The sequence below is a fragment of the Sphingobacterium sp. UGAL515B_05 genome, from assembly GCF_033097525.1.
Lineage (GTDB): Bacteria > Bacteroidota > Bacteroidia > Sphingobacteriales > Sphingobacteriaceae > Sphingobacterium.
The window spans coordinates 3,401,752-3,421,329 of sequence record NZ_CP109907.1 but is presented as its reverse complement, the minus strand read 5'-3'; the positions used below and the strand labels follow the sequence as shown (position 1 = coordinate 3,421,329).

At 41.8% G+C, this 19,578-nt stretch carries 22 protein-coding genes; 14 read left to right on the top strand and 8 right to left on the bottom strand.

The features are described 5' to 3' along the window. The first annotated feature begins 9 nt into the window (after positions 1 to 9). A complete protein-coding gene (locus OK025_RS13935; protein ID WP_317664570.1) occupies positions 10 to 741 on the top strand; it encodes a type 1 glutamine amidotransferase in 732 nt (243 codons plus the stop codon). A gap of 96 nt (positions 742 to 837) precedes the next feature. Next, positions 838 to 1,161 carry a hypothetical protein gene (locus OK025_RS13930; protein ID WP_313180982.1) on the top strand — a complete coding sequence of 108 codons (324 nt, stop codon included), beginning with the start codon at positions 838 to 840 and terminating at the stop codon, positions 1,159 to 1,161. A gap of 145 nt (positions 1,162 to 1,306) precedes the next feature. Here OK025_RS13930 and OK025_RS13925 read toward each other — a convergent pair whose 3' ends face one another. Then, on the bottom strand, positions 1,307 to 1,597 hold the full coding sequence (locus OK025_RS13925) for a putative quinol monooxygenase (protein WP_317664567.1): 291 nt from the start codon (positions 1,595 to 1,597) through the stop codon (positions 1,307 to 1,309). An 81-nt stretch (positions 1,598 to 1,678) separates the two neighbouring features. After that, entirely contained in the window at positions 1,679 to 2,290 is a 612-nt protein-coding gene (locus OK025_RS13920; RefSeq protein WP_317664565.1) for an NAD(P)H-dependent oxidoreductase, read from the bottom strand. Positions 2,291 to 2,387: 97 nt separating this feature from the next. Here OK025_RS13920 and OK025_RS13915 point away from each other — a divergent pair, with 97 nt between their 5' ends. Then, positions 2,388 to 3,284, top strand: a complete 897-nt coding sequence (locus tag OK025_RS13915; RefSeq protein WP_120336304.1) for a LysR family transcriptional regulator — start codon at positions 2,388 to 2,390, stop codon at positions 3,282 to 3,284. Positions 3,285 to 3,321: 37 nt separating this feature from the next. On the opposite strand, the gene OK025_RS13910 is transcribed toward OK025_RS13915, so the two are convergent. Beyond that, on the bottom strand, positions 3,322 to 3,891 hold the full coding sequence (locus OK025_RS13910) for a Crp/Fnr family transcriptional regulator (protein WP_317664562.1): 570 nt from the start codon (positions 3,889 to 3,891) through the stop codon (positions 3,322 to 3,324). Between the two features lie 150 nt (positions 3,892 to 4,041). After that, on the bottom strand, positions 4,042 to 5,445 hold the full coding sequence (gene lpdA, locus OK025_RS13905) for a dihydrolipoyl dehydrogenase (RefSeq protein ID WP_317664560.1): 1,404 nt from the start codon (positions 5,443 to 5,445) through the stop codon (positions 4,042 to 4,044). 382 nt (positions 5,446 to 5,827) lie between these two features. Here lpdA and OK025_RS13900 point away from each other — a divergent pair, with 382 nt between their 5' ends. Further along, positions 5,828 to 6,304 carry an OsmC family protein gene (locus OK025_RS13900; RefSeq protein ID WP_201667453.1) on the top strand — a complete coding sequence of 159 codons (477 nt, stop codon included), beginning with the start codon at positions 5,828 to 5,830 and terminating at the stop codon, positions 6,302 to 6,304. A 113-nt stretch (positions 6,305 to 6,417) separates the two neighbouring features. Here OK025_RS13900 and OK025_RS13895 read toward each other — a convergent pair whose 3' ends face one another. Both OK025_RS13895 and OK025_RS13890 read right to left on the bottom strand, forming a co-directional pair. Further along, the gene (locus OK025_RS13895; RefSeq protein WP_201667452.1) at positions 6,418 to 7,113 is read right to left on the bottom strand and encodes a LytR/AlgR family response regulator transcription factor; all 696 of its coding nucleotides are present in this window, start codon (positions 7,111 to 7,113) and stop codon (positions 6,418 to 6,420) included. Positions 7,114 to 7,116: 3 nt separating this feature from the next. Further along, entirely contained in the window at positions 7,117 to 8,127 is a 1,011-nt protein-coding gene (locus OK025_RS13890) for a sensor histidine kinase (protein WP_317664557.1), read from the bottom strand. Positions 8,128 to 8,297: 170 nt separating this feature from the next. Between OK025_RS13890 and OK025_RS13885 the strand changes: the two genes are divergently transcribed. Genes OK025_RS13885 through OK025_RS13875 form a run of 4 tightly spaced genes read left to right on the top strand, consistent with a single transcriptional unit; the run spans position 8,298 to position 14,105 of the window. Next, complete coding sequence (locus OK025_RS13885) at positions 8,298 to 9,686, top strand: TolC family protein (protein ID WP_317664555.1); 1,389 nt, start codon at positions 8,298 to 8,300, stop codon at positions 9,684 to 9,686. A gap of 10 nt (positions 9,687 to 9,696) precedes the next feature. Next, a complete protein-coding gene (locus tag OK025_RS26795; RefSeq protein ID WP_411567671.1) occupies positions 9,697 to 11,706 on the top strand; it encodes an efflux RND transporter permease subunit in 2,010 nt (669 codons plus the stop codon). After that, the gene (locus OK025_RS26790) at positions 11,667 to 12,986 is read left to right on the top strand and encodes an efflux RND transporter permease subunit (RefSeq protein WP_411567670.1); all 1,320 of its coding nucleotides are present in this window, start codon (positions 11,667 to 11,669) and stop codon (positions 12,984 to 12,986) included. The genes OK025_RS26795 and OK025_RS26790 overlap by 40 nt, the downstream gene beginning before the upstream one ends. Positions 12,987 to 13,007: 21 nt before the next feature. Next, positions 13,008 to 14,105 (top strand): efflux RND transporter periplasmic adaptor subunit, encoded by a 1,098-nt coding sequence (locus OK025_RS13875; RefSeq protein WP_317664554.1) that lies wholly within the window; start codon positions 13,008 to 13,010, stop codon positions 14,103 to 14,105. Between the two features lie 154 nt (positions 14,106 to 14,259). On the opposite strand, the gene OK025_RS13870 is transcribed toward OK025_RS13875, so the two are convergent. Then, positions 14,260 to 15,093: a hypothetical protein gene (locus OK025_RS13870; protein ID WP_317664552.1), complete on the bottom strand. Its 834-nt coding sequence runs from the start codon at positions 15,091 to 15,093 to the stop codon at positions 14,260 to 14,262. Positions 15,094 to 15,589: 496 nt separating this feature from the next. Between OK025_RS13870 and OK025_RS13865 the strand changes: the two genes are divergently transcribed. From OK025_RS13865 to OK025_RS13840, 6 genes are all read left to right on the top strand, one after another. Further along, positions 15,590 to 16,375 carry a methyltransferase domain-containing protein gene (locus tag OK025_RS13865; protein ID WP_317664551.1) on the top strand — a complete coding sequence of 262 codons (786 nt, stop codon included), beginning with the start codon at positions 15,590 to 15,592 and terminating at the stop codon, positions 16,373 to 16,375. Continuing rightward, positions 16,356 to 16,649: a hypothetical protein gene (locus OK025_RS13860; RefSeq protein WP_317664550.1), complete on the top strand. Its 294-nt coding sequence runs from the start codon at positions 16,356 to 16,358 to the stop codon at positions 16,647 to 16,649. Before OK025_RS13865 ends, OK025_RS13860 begins: the two co-directional genes overlap by 20 nt. After that, complete coding sequence (locus tag OK025_RS13855) at positions 16,646 to 17,074, top strand: hypothetical protein (protein WP_317664549.1); 429 nt, start codon at positions 16,646 to 16,648, stop codon at positions 17,072 to 17,074. The genes OK025_RS13860 and OK025_RS13855 overlap by 4 nt, the downstream gene beginning before the upstream one ends. A gap of 73 nt (positions 17,075 to 17,147) precedes the next feature. Then, positions 17,148 to 18,071 carry a Dyp-type peroxidase gene (locus tag OK025_RS13850; protein ID WP_317664548.1) on the top strand — a complete coding sequence of 308 codons (924 nt, stop codon included), beginning with the start codon at positions 17,148 to 17,150 and terminating at the stop codon, positions 18,069 to 18,071. A gap of 112 nt (positions 18,072 to 18,183) precedes the next feature. Next, complete coding sequence (locus OK025_RS13845; protein ID WP_317664547.1) at positions 18,184 to 18,546, top strand: DUF4180 domain-containing protein; 363 nt, start codon at positions 18,184 to 18,186, stop codon at positions 18,544 to 18,546. A 3-nt stretch (positions 18,547 to 18,549) separates the two neighbouring features. Then, positions 18,550 to 19,089, top strand: coding sequence for a GNAT family protein (locus tag OK025_RS13840; RefSeq protein WP_317664545.1), 540 nt, complete (start codon positions 18,550 to 18,552; stop codon positions 19,087 to 19,089). A 16-nt stretch (positions 19,090 to 19,105) separates the two neighbouring features. On the opposite strand, the gene OK025_RS13835 is transcribed toward OK025_RS13840, so the two are convergent. Next, positions 19,106 to 19,558 (bottom strand): VOC family protein, encoded by a 453-nt coding sequence (locus tag OK025_RS13835; RefSeq protein ID WP_317664543.1) that lies wholly within the window; start codon positions 19,556 to 19,558, stop codon positions 19,106 to 19,108. Between the last annotated feature and the right edge of the window lie 20 nt (positions 19,559 to 19,578).

The following is a 19,578-nucleotide window of genomic DNA, read 5'->3' as shown; positions in this document are numbered from 1 at the left end:
TAAAAACCAATGCAGATACATTTTATACAACACGAAGTCTTTGAAGCACCCGGGGCCTATTTAACCTGGGCGGAAAAACAACAGCATTCAGTTACTTTCTCCCATGTTTATCAACAGGATCTCCTTCCAAAAGAAATAGATTCCATCGATGTGTTGATCATTATGGGCGGACCTCAAAGCCCAGATTCATCCCCGTCCGAATACCCTTATTTTGACGCTAAGGCCGAAATTGCTTTCATCCGCCGATGTATTGATGCCGGCAAGGCGGTTGTTGGTATATGTCTGGGCGCACAATTGATTGGCGAAGCGCTGTCGGCAACGTACAGACATAGTCCGCAAAAGGAAATTGGGGTTTTCCCCATCACGCTCACAGAGGAAGGAATAAACGACAGCAAAATAGCACATTTTGGCAGCCCATTACCGGTCGGACATTGGCACAACGATATGCCTGGACTTACCCCAGAAAGTAAAATCTTAGCAAGCAGCGTCGGCTGCCCTAGACAAATTGTTCGCTATACAAATCTCGTCTACGGATTTCAATGCCATATGGAACTCACACCTGAAGTCGTCCGGCTTTTGATAGCTGCAGAAGAAGATCTCTTTCTTCAAAGCCAATCGTTCCAATTTGTCCAATCACCTGAAGAAATTCAGACTTATGATTACCGCGAAATGAACAGCAAACTTCATACATTTCTAGATTTACTTGAATGTACATACACGAGAAGTCTAATAAGTAAATGAAGGGTATCTGTCTAAACGGGAGCGTAAAAATTTACAAAGGTAATTCATTCGTTGGATAAAAAATAGTAGATTTGGTGTAACACAAAAAAACTATTGATGAACCTAAGACGCAGTCAACTTTTAAAAATGGGCTATCTAGCCCTTCTGGCAATTCTCCTACACGCCTGTGTTTCCCAAAAAGAAAACAAAAATCTGACTTGGTATCAACATCAGGTTATCGAGCAGCTTGTCCCGGAAACTGATTCCAGTTATAGAGTTCAAATTGGTATTATGGCTGCTACCTTCTGGCTAGACAATCAGGATGGTCAACTGGCCAAAAAATTGAACCTCCTGCAACAGAGCTACACGCAACGAAATAAAGTCGATGTCGCTGTTCAGCAAGGTACCAACAAAATCATTCGCGTCACTAAATCAGAATAAGACTAGCTTATTCAAGGCAACACAAATGATTTTGGTACCCACCAATACTTCAATTATAGTTAATATCTTCCGCCTATACACATCATCCACTACATGATATTCTTTGCTATCTTTTCAATACGGTCCTTACAGGCCACATTGTAAATTAAGCGATTTTATTCATTAATATAATTTGAGGCGCTTCCTGCAATTTTTCACCGGCAACTTTTCCGAATGCGACAATATAAGGTTGTTGATTATGCGCATCCAAGCCCGCCTGATCTTCCCAGATTTCATAAAATATAAACTGGTTTTCATCACTGTTTACCTGATGCAGATCGTACTGTATACAAGCTGCTTCATTTCTACTTGCTTCGACCATTTCTAACAATAATGCCAATACTTCTTCCCGATGTGCGGGAACTGCCTTTAAAATTGCGGTTAAATATACCTTCATGTTATTGATTTTTATTTTGGTAATTTACTCTTTTCATCGCAATAACGCCATGGATAAAGCGATTTATCGATCAATAAATTTTTAGTTTAACGTAGTTTCCAAATGGAAAACCTCTTCCAAATATTGTTTATATTCCTTTTCGTAATTGTCGACACGTTCTTGAGACGCCCCCTTCTCCATATCATGAAAATGGAAGCTTCCCAGATGTTCCAATCCTGCAAACTGATTCATCTTGTGAAAACCGAATAAAACACCGGCATCAACGGAATGCTGATCAAAAAACTCATTTTCCATTGTAAAGGCTGTATCAGGAGCATTCCAGCTCGAAGTCACCATGTATTTTTTACCATGCATCAAACCTCCGGTACCATAATTAATAGCCGGATTCTTACGTGAACGACCATCATTTTTATAGATACCGTTGTTGTGACCCGCCGTAAAAACCTCATCGATATACAGCTTCAGACGGTTCGGAACCTGAAACCACCATACAGGAAAATGGTAAACGATAATGTCTGCCCATTTAAAATTTTCAACTTCAACCATTGGATCAAAATCATCATTGATATTGGTTACCCTTGTTTCAAGTCCATTTTCAACCAATGTTTCAACCGTCCAATTTGTTATTGTGGTATTGAAAGAACCACCCGAGTGTGCGAATTTCTGTCCGCCGTTGATAATAAATATTTTCATTTCTATAATTTTTCTTATTGATAACACAAATTTCTATCATATTTTTAAATCATACAAATAATTTAAATTGTATATTTGTATCATAAAAATAATAACTATGAAATGGAACTTAGAATGGCTTCGTACATTTAAGGCAATCTATGAAACCGGAACATTATCTGCAGCTGCACAGGAATTGTTTATTTCTCAACCTGGTGTCAGCCTACATCTGAATTCCCTGGAAGCCTTTACCGGACACAAGCTTTTTGATCGATCTGCGCGAAGAATGGTGCCGACCGAAAAGGGGAAAATCTTGTACAACTATGTTATTGACCCACTTAAAAAACTAGAAACCGGTGAACAGCATTTTCACAAGCGTGCATTGGACGAACGTGTCACAATCAGTATCGGAATGTGTTTTGAGACCTTTCAATACACATTGGAAGAACATATTGCACAGCTCCCCTTTAATTTAATTATCAAATTTGGAGAATATCCTCAGATGCAGCAGGATCTTGATAATGGTTTATTGGATCTTATTATTACACCTCAAAAAGGAAACCAGCAGAATCTACAATACGAAGCTTTCTCAAAAGAGCGCATTGTCTTGATTGCAGGGTGTCAGACCGACACATCCACACTCGAGTCACTACTGAGCGACAATAAAATTAAGGAAGCAGCCCAGCTTCTAAAAAAACAATTGTGGTATAGCACGGCTGCCGATATGGATCATTTAAAAAACTATTGGTCGACACACTTTGGCGAACATCCGGACTTCAGCCCCAATTATATCGTTCCAAATATCAGTTCAATTATACGTTGCTTGAGCAACAATACTGGCTTTTCCATTGTTCCCGACTTCCTTTGTGCCGAAGCACTTGCATCCGGAAAAATAAAACTAATCTGGGAAGGGACTTCTCCCGTGGAGAATATACTTTACTTTGGAACGAGAAAGAAAACCATGTATCAGGAAGAAATTAGTCAATTGGAAACGCTGTTAAAAGAGAAATGGTAGATCACCGGGCAATTTCTTGCCGATAGCCCGATTTCCGCTACTGATGCAGCATTTTGCTTAAAAATTCGGGCGTAACGCCGATATATGCGGCAACTTGTTTCTGCGGAAGACAGTCGATCAATGTAGGATAACGTGTACAGAACTTTTCGTAACGTTCTTTGGCAGCTAGACGGAGATTCTCCATCGATCGACTTTGATAATAAACCAATGCATTTTCGGCAAGTATCCGAAAATAGACATTCAGTTTCGGAATCTCCTGATAGAGCCGATGCAGATCTACTTTGGAAATCATCCATACCTCAGATTCAAATACCGCATCAATGTATAGGTTGCCCGGTTTTCCGGTTACCAAACTATACATATCGCCGATCCACCAGCCTTCGGGAGCAAACTGTTGAATATACTGAAAGCCGTTTTCATCCACGCAATAACTTCTTAGACAACCCGAAGCGACAAAAATAGTGTACCTGCTCAGATCGCCCTCCAACAGCAAATATTGTTTCTTCTTCACTTTTTTGGATACCACAACAGCCAATAGACGTACGATTTCATCTTCCGTGAGGTCGATCTCTTTCTGAATACTCTTCAACAATAGCTGTTTGTCCATAAAAACAAAGGATGATACGCAACAAACATAGACAAATTGATGTTTGTATCCAAAAAAATAGACAAGCAGCGCCTTTTCTACGAAGGGAATACACTTAGCTCTTCTAAAAGAAATACATTTTGTTCTTCATCGAAAAGGCGCATAGGATACTTATATATTTACGGATGGCCGTCCCGAAGCAATGGTATGCGCTTCCATCAAGACCTCCGAATAAGTAGGATGTGCATAAGACACCCTTGCCATGCTATCGGCGGTGATTTCATATTCCAAGCCCAAAACACCTTGGGCGATCAGATCGGCCGCACGTGCTCCAATGATATGAACCCCCAAAAGTTCGCCATATTTCGGATCGGCCAACACCTTTACAAAACCTTGCGTATCCATCCCCGCACGGGCACGGGCATTGGCGGAAAACGGGAATTTCCCAATCGTATACGTTATACCCTTTGCTTTGAGCTCCTCTTCTGTTGCGCCAACGGAAGCCACTTCAGGCCAGGTATAAACCACGCTAGGGATCCGATCGTAATGTACCTTTGGTTTTTGGCCGTCGATATGTTCGACAACAAAGATTGCTTCTTCTTCAGCTTTATGAGCCAGCATAGCTCCGCCGATCACATCACCAATAGCATAAATGTGAGGAACGGCCGTCTGTAACTGCTCGTTGGTAACGATCATCCCTCTCGCATCCAATTGAACAGCTGTATTCTCCAAACCAAGCCCCGCTGTAAATGCTTTCCGTCCGACAGCGACCAAAATATAATCCGCCTGTAACTGCTGCTCGTTACCAGCTCGATCCCTAAAGAAAACGTTTGCCGCAGTGCCTACATTTTCTGTTTTGTAAACAGCCTGTTCAAGCAAAATTTTAATGCCATCATGCAGCAGTATCTTTTTCAATGCATCTCCCAATTCATGATCCATATTGGCAAGGAGACGATCGGCATATTCGATAATCGTGACCTCACAACCCAATCTATTGAATATGGATGCCATCTCAACCCCAATTACACCGCCGCCGATAATAACGATTTTATCTGGCTTCTCTTGCAAAGACAACGCCTCTGTTGAGCTGATTATACGTTTTTTATCTATGGTTACTCCCGGAACAGTCGCTGGTTTGGAACCCGTAGCGATGATAAATTTCTTTGCTCCAAGGGACAGCCGTTCCCCCGCTGATGTAGCAATCTCCACCGTTGAATTATTGACAAAAGAAGCCGTTCCATGGATCACTGTTACCTTATTCTTTTTCATCAGGAAATCCAACCCCTGCGTATTTTGCAACACCACTTTATCTTTACGCGCATACAGTCGATCAAAGTCCACCGATAGCCCCACTACCTGAATCCCGTGTGCAGCAAAATGATGCTGTGCTTCATGATAATGATGCGTACTATCCAAAATTGCCTTTGTGGGAATACAGCCCACATTGGTACAGGTACCACCCAATGTATCATATTTCTCTACAAGTGCGGTTTTATACCCCAATTGGGCACTGCGAATCGCCGCAACATAGCCGCCTGGGCCAGACCCAATGACAACCAAATCATATTGTTCCATATACGAACTATTTTTAGTTAACAGAATTATTCACGACCAAAAAAGGTCTTACAAGTACGCCCCGTATAGTTGCCACCATCCAAAAGGCTACGATAAAAATTTCAATACATACGCCAATCATAACATAAAATAAAATACCAAAAGGTATATTTAAAAACAACAGAAAACACCGTACTATACATAAATATTGTATTTAATTAAAATCAGTACAAACCTACAAATAAAATACCAATCAGTATATTATAAATAAAAAAAATAGATCAAAAAAAATAATATGAAAGTCAATTCTACGCCGAAGAGATTGTGCTTATGTTTAGAATAAAGGGATATTCTTTAACTTGCTTCCAGATTAGCACCAACAGCGTCAAACGATTATTTTCAAATGAAACAGCATAATTACATCGCCACAATTACGTGGACAGGAAATCGCGGCAGCGGAACCGATCATTATAAAAACTACGAAAGAAGCCATCGCATTAGCATTGACGGCAAAGCTGAGATTGAAGGTTCTTCGGATCCAGCGTTCCTGGGAGACCCCAGCAAACACAATCCCGAAGAACTATTGCTTGCCTCCCTGTCCTCCTGCCATATGTTATGGTACCTGCATTTCTGCTCGGTCAATAAAATTATTGTAGAAGAATATGTAGACCATGCAACAGCGATCATGCTTGAAGAAGAAAGTGGAAAAGGCCGTTTTAAAGAAGTTACGCTAAATCCTTCGGTCCGGGTAAAAGATGCAACGATGATTGCACAGGCCATTGAATTACATCAAAAAGCAAGTGAATATTGTTTTATTGCCAATTCAGTAAACTTTCCGGTCTTGCACACCCCCAACGTCAGCATCAGCACTTGCAGCTAAATGAGAGAACTTTCTTCTTCACATGATATGCTGCGAAATAATATGCTACGACATGATATACTGTGAATTGACAAGAACGGCGATACCTGATCCAACGGCTTCATAGCTTAGCACTATTTATTGGCTAGCCGCTCCTGTAACTCCCGACGGAAAGTAATACCGACCGGTAGGGACGTATTATTGATCTGTACCATTCCATGCTCATATTTGATCACCTTATTGATCGAAGCAATGTAAGATTTGTGGATACGGATAAACTTTGATGCCGGCACCTGTGTGAGAATTTGCTGGGTGGTGCTTGCGGTCAAAAATGTCTGACTAGGAGTGACAATTTTCACGTAATTGCCAAAGCTCTGGATAAAATCGATCTGCGATAATTTAACGTCAATAATACGGCCATCCATGCGTATACTAATTGATTTGGGTTCTTCTTCCTGGGGTGACACAGCCGTGTTATAGGATAAAAAACGTTGAACAGCTTTAAAAAAACGAGGAAATGAAATAGGTTTTAACAGATAATCAACAACGCCATAATCATAACTCTCCAAGGCGTATTCGGAATATGCTGTTGTCAAAATCGTTTTGGGCGGGTTATCCAGCATCTTCAGAAACTCCATCCCATTAATTTCGGGCATTTCAATATCCAGGAAGATTAAATCTACTTTGTTCTCCCGAAGAAACTCCAATGCCTCAAAAGCATTATAACACTGAGCGACCAACTGCAGATCAGTACTTCTTTCAATATAATTTACCAGTACATAATGCGCCGCAGGTTCGTCATCAACCACAATACAGCTATTTTTATTCATTGTTTAAAGATTTATAACCAATGACACCTCATACTCCTCTTTTTTGGAATTTGTCGTTAATGTATACCGATTAGGATACAAAAGCTTTAATCGCGCTATTGTATTTTCCAGACCTATTTTCGCCGAAAAAACATTCCTTTTCTTCACGGGAACAGAATTCCGTACATGCAAATATAAGTTCCCTTTTTCAATCTTGATCGAAATATGTACAAAACAATCTTCAATACTGCAGGTTCCGTGTTTAAAAGCATTTTCTACGAAAGTAATCAATAGCATCGGCGCTATCTGATAATTGATATCTTCTTCTTTTTGATAATCAAATTCAATTTTCGTGCGATAGCCTAACCGTTCACGCTCCAGCTCGATATAACTTGAGATAAAATCGATCTCATCATCCATACCGACAAATTCCCGATCGCTGCATTCCATCTGATAACGGAGAAGCTGCGAAACTTTGATGATCAATTCGGAGGTACGTTCCGGATACTTTAAATTAATACCATAAATGGTATTCAATGTATTGAATAAAAAATGTGGATTGAGCTGTTTTTTTAAATGGGACAATTGCGTCTGATTGGAAAGCAGTTCACGTCGGGTCTTCACCCGTTGGAAGCGATAAAACTCTATAAATTGGATACTGCCCAATATACAGATCAACGAACCCAATAATACACCAAATTGATAATGGAACGTTTTCTGAACAAGATTCTTGTAAAGAAAACAATTCTTGTAGATCACATTATCCGTTAGCTCTTTTAATATGAGTGCAAAAACCAGTAGTGTTGCCACCGACGCCAAAATATACAACAGCGGTTTATTCTTCTTAAGTAGCAATGGCAACAGGAAAAAGCGATTCAATTGCGCATGCGCATAAAGGATCAAGAAATAGAACACCCCCATCAAAAATCCCTTCCAGCTCAGGATCAAAATCCAATCGTTCAAAGTAAAGAGGATAAACGAAAAGATCAATAGCACGATCTCCTGTATCACCTTGTTCTCCAAAACCTTTCTCATAATCCTTTTTTTGTTAAAAATCTGTTACAAAGTAAAAGTTTTAAGTTTATAACAGTAGAAAAATAAATGACGAATTAAATTGGTCACTTTTAAACGCTATAGATCATTTTAAAGGGACATCGCAATTCATCTCATCGCTATCTTCGTGTCCATAAAATGATAGATAACCTATGCTGAAATTGAATTTAGTGCTGTCATTGGCTGTATCACTTGCGACCTCCTCTTCCTTCGCTCAGAAGCTTACGCTTCGCGATGCCGTAGAACAGGGTATTGCAAATTATGGAAATATCAAGGCAAAGGAATATTATCTCCAGTCCTCCCTGCAGACCAATGAACAAGTCAAACGCGACTTTTGGCCCAATCTGAACATCGTAGCCCAACAGGACTTTGGAACAGTCAACGGACAAAATGGTCCACTGTATGGATTTGGTGGGCTGGGTGTAGCTTCTTCGGGAGCCGCTCTTCCAGAACAAAATTGGAATGCCGCATTTGGTGCGCTTTACTTAGCCAATGTCAATTGGGACATTTACACCTTTGGACGAAAAAAAGAACGTATCGAATTGGCCAAATCCGATACCAAACGACTACAGGCCGATCTCGGTCAGGAACAGTTCCAGCATAAAATCAAGATTGCTGCGGCTTACCTCAATTTATTGGCTAGTCAACGATTGGAAAAAAATCAACAGATGAATCTCGATCGTGCACTGGTATTTTTGAATATTGCTGCCACCAAAGTAAAAAACGGAATATTGCCCGGAGTGGATTCAACGCTTGCTTCAGCGGAAGTATCGCGCGCTAAAATCAGCCTCAATCAGGCCCGTGAAAATGTTAAGGAGCAAAACAACAAATTGACAGTATTGATGGGAATACCAGCAAAAGACCTGCAAATAGACACCTTGCTCGTTCAGAAAACACCCGTCGAGCTAACTCCCCTTTCAGACAACTTGATTGAAAGTAATCCTATTCTGCAATTTTATAAAAGTAAAATTGAACTTGGCGAACAGCAGTTGAAACTATCAACCAAAGAGTATCTTCCCACTGTAAGTGCCTTTGGAGTCTTTCAGACCAGAGGATCTGGCTTTAAAAGTGACTACATCACGGATTTACAAGCCTATAGCACAAATTATTGGCAAGGGGTTCGTCCCAGTAGGCAAAATTATCTCTTGGGATTGGGCATAAACTGGAACCTGACTTCGATTGCGCGTATCAATAAAAAAATCAGTGCACAGCGCTTTACGAACGATGCCCTAAGGGAAGAATACCAAACTACCGAAGCCCAATTGACAGCACAGCTGGATGCCGCTGATGTGAAAATCCAATTGGCCCGAAAAAGTGATCTAGAAGCTCCCCGACAAGTGTCGGCAGCTCAGCAAGCTTACAATCAAAAAATGACGATGTATAAAAACGGTCTAGCGACGCTTGTCGATGTGACGCAGACCCTTTATACACTAAATAGAGCCGAAACCGATCGAGAGATCGTCCACATCAATCTTTGGCAGTCGCTTTTACTAAAAGCCGCAGCTGCGGGAGATTTTGATATTTTCAACAAAGAACTATAAATAACATTACATGAATTTAATACGTTTTGCCTTACGCAAGCCGATATCTATCCTCGTACTCGTATTGGGACTTATTGTCTTTGGCATAGGTGCCGTTCGATCGATCAAGGTGGATATCCTGCCAAAAATGAACCTTCCGGTTATTTATATTGCCCATCCATTTGGTGGCTATTCGCCGGATCAAATGGAATCTTACTTTGCCAAAAACTACGTCAATATCCTTCTTTTTGCCAATGGGGTCAAGTCTATTGAGACCAAGAATATTCAAGGTCTGACCTTAATGAAAGTATCGTATTACGAAGACACCAACATGGCACAGGCTGCAGCCGAGCTAAGTGCCCTGGCCAATCGGATCCAGGCCTCCTTTCCTCCAGGCTCACAACCGCCTTTCATCATTCGTTTTGATGCCTCCTCCCTTCCTGTAGGCCAGCTGGTATTGAGTAGTAGCAAACGGTCCAATAATGAACTACAAGATCTGGCCAACGTCTATGTCCGGGCATCGTTTACGTCAATCCCCGGTCTACTGTCGCCCCCTCCTTTTGGGGGAAGTCCACGTACAATTGAGGTCAACGTTGATCCCGATTTAATGCGGAGCCACAATATGACACCCGATCAGGTCGTGGAAGCGCTAAGACTGAACAATCAAACCGCTCCGGCAGGAAACGTACGTATTCAGGACAAAAACTACATTACACCAACGAACAATACCATCAAGGATGTCAAAGATTTTGAAAAAATCCCGCTATTTAAAGGTGGAGTACAAAATCTTTACCTTGGCGATATTGCTACCGTAAAAGATGGTGCCGACGTTACCGCAGGCTATGCTTTGGTCAACGGCAAACGTTCCGTGTACGTCAGTATTGCCAAAGCCGGCGATGCTTCAACCTGGGAGGTTGTCCAAAACTTAAAAGCAGCCTTACCAAAAATTCAGGAAAATTTACCCGACGACGTCAAACTATCCTATGAATTTGACCAATCCGTCTATGTCATTAATTCCGTAAAGAGTTTGATTACCGAAGGTGCAATCGGCGCTATCCTTACCGGACTAATGGTCCTCCTATTTTTAGGTGATCGAAGAGCTGCACTGATCGTTATCCTAACCATTCCGATATCCGTGATCTCCGGCGTGCTCTTTCTAAAGCTCTTCGGGCAGACCATCAACCTCATGTCCCTCAGCGGACTAGCCTTGGCTATTGGTATCCTGGTCGACGAAAGTACGGTAACGATAGAAAATATACACCAGCATCTGGATATGGGCAAACCCAAAGCCTTGGCTATCTGGGATGCCTGTAAAGAGATCGCCTTACCCAAATTATTGATCCTGCTCTGTATACTAGCCGTATTTGCGCCGGCATTTACCATGACAGGCATCCCGGGTTCGTTATTTCTTCCCCTGGCTTTGTCCATTGGATTTTCAATGATCATATCCTTTCTCCTTTCGCAGACATTTGTTCCTATCATGGCCAACTGGCTTATGAAAGATCATGCGCATAAAGCGCCACATGCGGTCCAACCTACGGGTTTAAATACAGATGAAGCTCAATTTGCAGCAACTGGACTGAGTGTAGAATCAGAGCAGGATACCCTAAATCAGAAGAAACTATTGGTGGAACGGGAAGACTTTAACAACGATGGAAAGATCAGTATTTTTGAACGGTTCAGAAACAGATTCATGAAAATGATCGACCGTTTGTTCAAAAGGAAGAAAACCATTACCGTAGTTTATCTGCTGGGAGCAATAAGTCTTGTTGTCATTTTACTTTCCACAATCGGACAGGATGTATTTCCGAAAGTTAACTCCAGTCAGTTCCAAATGCGCCTCCGTGCGGCTGAAGGCACGCGTATCGAACGCACCGAAGAAAAAGCAAAACTAGCGCTGGCCGAACTGGAAAAACTGGTTGGGAAAGAACATATCAGCATATCCTCTGTCTATATCGGTCAGCACCCGGACAGTTTTCAGTATCACCGATCTATCTTTTCATGGCTGGTCCACATGAAGCTGTTTTCCAGATTGCACTGAAAGACTACCATCACGATATGGATAGTTTCCGTGATGAATACCGGAAACGCCTGAAAGCGGCAGTTCCCGATGTACAGGTATCCTTTGAACCGATCGAACTTACAGATAAAGTATTAAGTCAGGGATCGCCCACCCCTATTGAAGTTCGGATAGCAGGAAAAAACAAAAAGAACAACGAGAAGTACGCCGGTAAATTGATTGAGGAACTAAAAGCCATCCCTTATTTTAGAGATGTGCAATTAGCACAATCCATTAAATACCCTTCTTACGATATTAAGATAGACCGCATCCGGGCTGCACAACTGGGTATCGATCTCAGCGAAGTAACACGGTCGCTGATCGCTTCCACTTCTTCTTCGCGTTATACCGAAAAAAACACCTGGATCGATGAAAAAGCAGGACTTTCTTACAACGTCCAAGTTCAGGTTCCCATCGATAAAATGAAAGATGAGAAAGAAATCGGTGAAATCCCTTTATTGAAAAATTCAGCACGCCCAATACTGAGCGACGTTGCAACGATCACACCGTCCTTCACCTATGGCGAAAACGACAATTTAGGTGCAATGCCTTATGTATCAGTTACAGCAAATATTGATCATACCGATTTAAAAACAGCCTCCAAGGATGTACAGCGCAGTATCAAAGCCCTTGGTGAACTTCCTCGTGGTTTATCGATGGAGCAAATTGGACTTGGAAAAGTATTGTCAGAGACCATGAGCAGCCTCGAATCGGGTTTGGCCGTAGCCATTATCGTTATATTCCTGATGCTATCGGCTAACTTTCAGTCGTTCAAAGTTTCTCTGGTTGTGCTCACCACAGTGCCTGCGGTTGTGCTGGGCTCATTGCTTCTGCTGTTGTTAACCGGATCTACCCTCAACTTACAATCCTACATGGGGATTATCATGTCGGTGGGTGTATCCATTGCGAACGCTGTTTTGCTCATCACCAATGCCGAACATATCCGTCGGCATAATGGCGATGCCCTAGCTGCAGCGCGTGAGGCAGCATCCTTACGACTTCGGCCTATTATCATGACCAGTTTGGCCATGATTGTCGGTATGCTCCCGATGGCCATTGGTCATGGTGAAGGTGGCGAACAGGTTTCACCACTCGGTAGAGCCGTAATTGGAGGATTACTATTTTCAACATTTGCCGTACTCGTCATCTTACCGCTTATATTTGCTTGGGCGCAAGAAAAAAGCAGTACACAATCGATCTCATTAGATCCTGAAGACAAAGAAAGTAAACACTATATTGCGGCATTAAAACCTTTATCGTAAAAGCAGTATAATCTATAAAACATGAAAAATAATTTGTTCAAAATATTAGCTATCGCCGGCCTGATCGCATCCTTAACAGGATGCCATTCGGCTGCCGAGGAAAATGCAAAAAAAGAAAGTCCCGAAGCTGCAGCTCCGGCAATGGAGACATTTGTACCCACCAAACAGAAATTAACAAATAAAATGCAGATCCCCGGGGAAATCACGGGATTCCAGCAGGTCGAGATTTACGCCAAGGTCAGCAGTTACGTCAAAAGTCTTAACGTGGACATCGGAAGTAAAGTGCATGCCGGTCAACTATTGGCTGTATTGGAGGCTCCCGAATTGAGTTCACAGCTGTCAGCAGCCAAATCGCGGCTGAAATCACAGGAGGCGGTCTATATGGCTACAAAAAGCACTTACGACAGACTCTTCGAAACCAGCAAAGTAGAGGGAACGGTGGCTAGACTGGATCTTGAGGTTGCTGAGTCAAAAAAGAATGCTGATTTTGCGCAGTACCAAGCCGCTAAATCGGCCTACGCAGAGGTACAAAACCTGTTGAATTATTTGGAAATCAGAGCACCCTTCGACGGTGTAATCGCAACAAGAAATGTCAATCAGGGTGCCTATGTTGGTCCTGCTGGCCGTGGCTCGGAAATGCCCATCATGACCATTCAACAGCAACGTAAACTGAGGTTAGCCGTTGCTGTTCCGGAACAATATTCGGGTTTCCTGACCGAAAACCAGCCCTTACAATTTACTGTCAAATCATTGCCTGGGCAAACCTTCTCGGGTAAGATCGCACGTAAATCGGGTGCCCTGGACAGCCGATTAAGATCCGAACGGGTAGAAATTGACATTAACAATATCGACAACAAGTTATTGCCGGGCATGGTTGCAGAGGTCGAATTGCCTTTAACATCGCAGGATAGTACTTTTGTTGTACCGAAATCAGCCGTATTTACTTCGGGCGAAGGAAGTTTTGTGATTGCTGTTGTTTCGAACAAAACACAACGTATTCCTGTACAGAAAGGACGTAGCATCGATGGTCAGATCGAAATATTTGGTGACTTAAAACAAGACACCAAATTGGTCAGCAAAGCGGATGAAGAGATTATAGACGGTACATCAGTCAAATAGGACTTCTCCTAATTCCTAAACAAAAGAAAGACCGACCCCAGTTGTAATGGGGTCGGTCTTTCTAATTTATTCGGTCTTTCTAATTTAAATGCCCCTAAATTTAAAGGGTTGGACAGCCTTTAACAGCGTATTTGAATTGCCTTTTTGACAAGCATTATTCAGCCGCTTTTGGGTCTATCGCTGCTGCCGCCGCAGTTAACGCCAAGGCACCTCCTACAAGCATTGCCCCCTGCCCCTTTTTTTCCTTAACAGCCAGCACGTCTCCGCGCTTATTATACAGTTCAATAATATTATTAAGGGCTACTGAACCGGTCTGCCAGAGCTGTGCCGCATAAAATTTTTGTTCCGTAGTTTTAACAATAGCTTTACCATCTTCTAAAATCGAATAACTTAAATAGCTACGTAAACTGTAAGGTGAGTCAGCGCCTTCAAATCGAGCAAGTTTTACCGCAAAACTCTCGCCACTCATATCATACATATACACTTTTTCTTTTTGGGATGATCGTACAATGGATTTAACATCGTTTTTAAAATCAAAATAATGCCCATCTACATAGGCATGTGGTGGGATAAGTACCACATCTTTAGGCAAACTTACCAATCCTGTGATAGAACCGTTCACCCAAGCATCATTGAATATAGTGGATTTACTAGCGTTTATATCGGAAACCGAAGCATTCATCTTTCCATTAAAAGCAGCTTGTTCAGCAGAATAGCCTTGCGTTTTACCATTAATAACCATGGCCGAATTTTTAAGATCCCATAAGATCGGTTTATCGATTTTATTTTCTATTCGAAGGTAAATTCGACCATCTCTGTCGGCAAAGGAATAATCAATTTGTACTGTATCATTATTAAATGAAAACGTTCCCTTGTCTTCATCTTTTTTTACATTCTCCCCATTGAATGTCATGAGATAGTTGGAAGAACAGGCTGAAAGAAAAACAGCACAATACATTAGCATGTGAATTTTGAATACTTTTCGCATAATATCAGGATATCTTAGTGTAATTGCAACGGCACAAATACTATTGATAACAATATAAAAAACTATTATTAAAAAAACAGGAAACGACCTGAAATAATTTTCTAATTAGCGTATTAATCGCAAAGTATGGCTGTTTCTATCAAAATAGTACATAATCGTCATAAAGCAGTAAATGGCCGTCTTTTATCGCCCGATACAGGTTTGAAATTGTTTTATATCAGGTTCCCTAATAACAGAGATATTACAGGGGGTTAACAGGGGGATAACAGGGGGTTAGCAGGGGTAGCTCCCCAGTTAACCCCCTGTTAATACCTTGTAAAAAGACTACGATATCCTTCTTAATGGAGAATAGGATATTCGACTGATAGTAACCATAAACAAATCAAGGAATATACTCAACTGTTGGTCTGATTAGCGTAACAACAACGGTTAACGAATAGAAGTTTTTTTAACCGGAAAGCAAAAGCTATATTTACAGTCAACTAAACCCAATCCAATGAAAGAGAAATTTATCGACAGAAAAGATCAACAGGCCAATAAGATATTTGAAAGAAGAACATTATCCTCCGATTATAGAACGATTATTCCCTTACTGTCTCCTGGCATGGAAATCTTGGACGTAGGCTGTGGTACTGGAACGCTCACCAATGAGGTAGCAAGCTATATCGGCGACGGAACGATAACCGGGCTCGATAATACACCGTCTTTTATCGACAGTGGCAATGAGCTTTATGGTAGCACCCAAAATCTGAACCTGGTCTGCAGCAATATTTTTGATTATCAGCCTCCACATCCGTTCGACCTGATTATAACAGCGCGCACCATGCAATGGTTAAGTGATATTCCCCGGGCATTGGGCTTATTTAAATCCTGGTTAAAACCCGGAGGACAAATCTCAATTTTAGACTACAATCACACGGCCATTGAATGGAACCCCGCCCCTCCGGAAAGCATGCTCACATTTTACCATACTTTCCTGAAATGGAGAGCAGATGCAGGTATGAACAATCGTGTTGCTGATGAGGTCGCTGCACTGCTCCAAGAAGCAGGCTTCCATTCGGTTCAGGTTATCCATGCCGATCAGACCTACAAAAAAGGAGAAGCAAACTTTGATACCAATCTGGCCATCTGGAACAAAGTCGCCCAATCGCGACAAATGGTTACGGAAGGGTATATCTCCGACGAACTTCGCTTACAGGCTATCGCCGAATACAGCCAATGGATCGAGACAGAAGCGACAAGCATGACACTTAAAATGAACGATGTACGGGCTAAAGTATAATCTCCTTTTATCCGTTTTCCTCCTACTGACACTCCCCGGGCTGGCCGTAAAAGCACAGCTCAGGGATACCATGATCAATGTAGGCAACCATAGCCTTCATTTTACTGTAATGGAAGGAAAAGGTATCCCCATTGTCTTTGAATCTGGAGCGGGAAATGATGGTTCCGTTTGGAGAAAGTTATTGGAACCGCTATCGAGCAAATTGGGTGCACCTTTAATTACCTATGATAGGGCTGGCTTGTTGCCCATTCCTTCGGTGGTAACTATACGATGAAATTTATAACGACCAATCCCGGTCAGGTTGTCGGCACAGTAATGATCGATATTGTATCCCCATATCTTATGACCATGGAACGATCCAAATCGTTGAAGAAAGAATATGCCAGTGAGCTTGATAACATCAAAAAAGAAAGCTTAGGGTTCTATCATCTCGTTTTAAACTACGAAGCATCAACGGCTGTTTTACACGAGGTTGCAGGAAAAATCAATGTCCCCATGACTGTCATTGGTTCAGGAAAATCGCCTTTTGAAGAACCCGATCGCAGTTTATTTATTGCTGCCCTTAAAAAATTTGCAGATCAAAAAAACAATAGACGTTATCTTTTGGCTCAAAATGCGGAGCATCATGTCTTTTATGACGAACCGGATCTGGTCATTGATGAAATCGTCAAACTATATCAAAAAACCGCATTTAAGTAAGCAAAAAGTCTATCCGTACAACCGATTTTATTTGTAGCTTAGCAAGGCTGTACAACACACAACAACTTATCTTATGGATCATCAGGCCCAAAATGTCATCGATACACCGAGCAACAATACGGTGTTTATGGTATGGAATTTCCACGAAAATGTGGTCATTAAGGATGTCTTCCAACGCTTATGCGCATTGGTTGTCAATCTCAATAATTCGGCACAGGTACGTTCAAATCTTGTAAAAGCCAGCGTGGTATTGGGCATAAGCCACCATGCCTGGAAAAAGCTGGAACTCAACGAACCTATGCCAAAGGAATTGGTTCCGTTCGAACCTATCATCGGTCAAAAACATATTGCTGTAGCTACCCCCGGAGATTTACATTTCCATATTCGCGCTTATGAGAAAAGCTATTGCATTGACATGGCCACCGAAATTGCAGCCTTATTACGTCCCGTTGCCGATTGCAAAGAGGAAGTTCATGGGTTCAGATATTGGGACGGCCGAAGTATCTTGGGCTTTGTCGACGGAACAGAAAATCCCCTCGGTGAGGATCGTGCTTTCTTTGGTATCGTTGGTGATGAGGATGCAGCCTATAAGGGCGGAAGCTATTTATTTGTACAAAAATATATTCATGACATGAATGCCTGGCGCTCCCTACCTGTTGCTGAGCAGGAGAAGGTCATCGGCAGAAGCAAAGCAAACGATATTGAGATGGGCGACGATGAAAAACCGACTAATTCACATTCGGCCCTAGCCAATGTCGGTGACGATCTGAAAATTGTTCGCGACAATATGCCTTTTGGGCAAATCGCAACAAATGAAATGGGAACCTATTTTATCGCTTACGCCAGCACATTCAGTACCGTACAATTGATGCTGAAAAGAATGTTTATTGGTGAACCTGAGGGAAATTACGATAGAATACTGGACTTTAGTACGGCCCATACCGGCTCCCTGTTCTTCTGTCCAACAATTAATATGCTGAAAGAATTTGCAGGTTAAAAGCTGTATACCCACTATCTCGGATCATTTCCAACAGGATATCCCAACGTAGAGCACTGGATCATGGAATATGGTCCCACAAATTTATTTTTAAAACTACACAACAAAAAAAATGGAAATCACTATTATTCAATTAGGTGACGAAAACATTGCTGAAGTTAAAGGTTCGGGCGTCTTTATTCATAATCTCGACGATGGTCTACAGATTATGGTCGACTCTCGCGCGCAAGAAGCATACAAAGCAATTCTTTATCAAGAGAACATCACAGACGATTTCTTCGAACTTAAAACAAAACTTGCCGGTGAAATTCTTCAAAAATATACGCAGTATGGCTTTGACATTGCGATCGTTGGCGATTTCTCCAAATACAACAGCAAAAGTTTAAACGATTTTATCTACGAAAGCAATAAATCAAAAAGAATCAATTTTGTAGGTACGCGCGAAGAAGCGATAACTAGATTTTCAAAACGTTAAGTCATGCATATTGAATCAGAAAGATTAGCGATTCGGCCCATTATGGCGGAAGACAGTCAGGCCGTATTCGGTTACCGCTCGGATAAAGAAACCAATAAATACCAGGGCTGGATTCCAGAATCCTTGGCAGAAGTCGATGCATTTATTGCGAAAAATCCGGGCACATTCAATGAACAAGAGTCCTGGTTTCAGCTCGTTATGACCGACAAAATAACAAACGCTGTAATCGGCGATATTGGCGTTCATTTTTTTGGTACTGAACACCTGCAGGTGGAATTGGGCTGTACCATAAAAAAAGAATGCCAGCAACAGGGTTATGCCAAAGAAGCACTGAAAACAGTTATAGAGGTCCTGTTCCGTCAGTATCATAAACATCGGATCACGGCCTCGGTAGCTCCAGAAAACAAGGCATCCATGCAGCTTTTAACAAGTTTGGGATTCCGAAAGGAAGCTCATTTTGTAAAAAGCTATTTCCATAATGGTCAATGGGAAGATGATGTGGTCTTTGCTATCCTTGCCGAAGAATGGAATTCAACACAATAAGTCGCGAAAAAGCGACTTATTGTGTTGTACGATCGATCCAATCGGCGTAAGACAGCACGCCCAGTTCGGGCCTACCCTCCCCTTCCAAAACTGCGATTAACTCCAATTGGTTGCCATCCGGATCATTAAAGTAAATGGCCAATGCCGGCATCCATGCAAAGACCATCGGTGCTTCGATCCCATCTTTTAAAAAATTATAAGGTGTCAGGTCACGTGTTTTCAGATAGTCCACAGCGTAATTCAGTATATCTTCTTTATCCGCTCTAAAAGCAAAATGTCTCGGTTGAAAGTTTGTTTCTTCCTGCCATAGCCCCAACATATAGTCTTTGCCGGTTCCGATCCATAAAAAAACAATAGGACGTGTCGGATCGCGATGTGCCACACGTAATCCCAATACCTCCGTATAAAATGCGACCGATTTAGCTAAATCACGCACCTGAATATGCGTTTCGTATAAACCTTGTATCATGAGTTATTTCATTTTATTAA

Coding starts and splice junctions, on each gene's coding strand:
- OK025_RS13935 (WP_317664570.1), top strand. CDS start 10: ATGCAGATACATTTTATACAACACGAAGTCTTTGAAGCACCCGGGGCC.
- OK025_RS13930 (WP_313180982.1), top strand. CDS start 838: ATGAACCTAAGACGCAGTCAACTTTTAAAAATGGGCTATCTAGCCCTT.
- OK025_RS13925 (WP_317664567.1), bottom strand. CDS start 1,597: ATGAAGGTATATTTAACCGCAATTTTAAAGGCAGTTCCCGCACATCGG.
- OK025_RS13920 (WP_317664565.1), bottom strand. CDS start 2,290: ATGAAAATATTTATTATCAACGGCGGACAGAAATTCGCACACTCGGGT.
- OK025_RS13915 (WP_120336304.1), top strand. CDS start 2,388: ATGAAATGGAACTTAGAATGGCTTCGTACATTTAAGGCAATCTATGAA.
- OK025_RS13910 (WP_317664562.1), bottom strand. CDS start 3,891: ATGGACAAACAGCTATTGTTGAAGAGTATTCAGAAAGAGATCGACCTC.
- lpdA (WP_317664560.1), bottom strand. CDS start 5,445: ATGGAACAATATGATTTGGTTGTCATTGGGTCTGGCCCAGGCGGCTAT.
- OK025_RS13900 (WP_201667453.1), top strand. CDS start 5,828: ATGAAACAGCATAATTACATCGCCACAATTACGTGGACAGGAAATCGC.
- OK025_RS13895 (WP_201667452.1), bottom strand. CDS start 7,113: ATGAATAAAAATAGCTGTATTGTGGTTGATGACGAACCTGCGGCGCAT.
- OK025_RS13890 (WP_317664557.1), bottom strand. CDS start 8,127: ATGAGAAAGGTTTTGGAGAACAAGGTGATACAGGAGATCGTGCTATTG.
- OK025_RS13885 (WP_317664555.1), top strand. CDS start 8,298: ATGCTGAAATTGAATTTAGTGCTGTCATTGGCTGTATCACTTGCGACC.
- OK025_RS26795 (WP_411567671.1), top strand. CDS start 9,697: ATGAATTTAATACGTTTTGCCTTACGCAAGCCGATATCTATCCTCGTA.
- OK025_RS26790 (WP_411567670.1), top strand. CDS start 11,667: ATGGCTGGTCCACATGAAGCTGTTTTCCAGATTGCACTGAAAGACTAC.
- OK025_RS13875 (WP_317664554.1), top strand. CDS start 13,008: ATGAAAAATAATTTGTTCAAAATATTAGCTATCGCCGGCCTGATCGCA.
- OK025_RS13870 (WP_317664552.1), bottom strand. CDS start 15,093: ATGCGAAAAGTATTCAAAATTCACATGCTAATGTATTGTGCTGTTTTT.
- OK025_RS13865 (WP_317664551.1), top strand. CDS start 15,590: ATGAAAGAGAAATTTATCGACAGAAAAGATCAACAGGCCAATAAGATA.
- OK025_RS13860 (WP_317664550.1), top strand. CDS start 16,356: ATGTACGGGCTAAAGTATAATCTCCTTTTATCCGTTTTCCTCCTACTG.
- OK025_RS13855 (WP_317664549.1), top strand. CDS start 16,646: ATGAAATTTATAACGACCAATCCCGGTCAGGTTGTCGGCACAGTAATG.
- OK025_RS13850 (WP_317664548.1), top strand. CDS start 17,148: ATGGATCATCAGGCCCAAAATGTCATCGATACACCGAGCAACAATACG.
- OK025_RS13845 (WP_317664547.1), top strand. CDS start 18,184: ATGGAAATCACTATTATTCAATTAGGTGACGAAAACATTGCTGAAGTT.
- OK025_RS13840 (WP_317664545.1), top strand. CDS start 18,550: ATGCATATTGAATCAGAAAGATTAGCGATTCGGCCCATTATGGCGGAA.
- OK025_RS13835 (WP_317664543.1), bottom strand. CDS start 19,558: ATGATACAAGGTTTATACGAAACGCATATTCAGGTGCGTGATTTAGCT.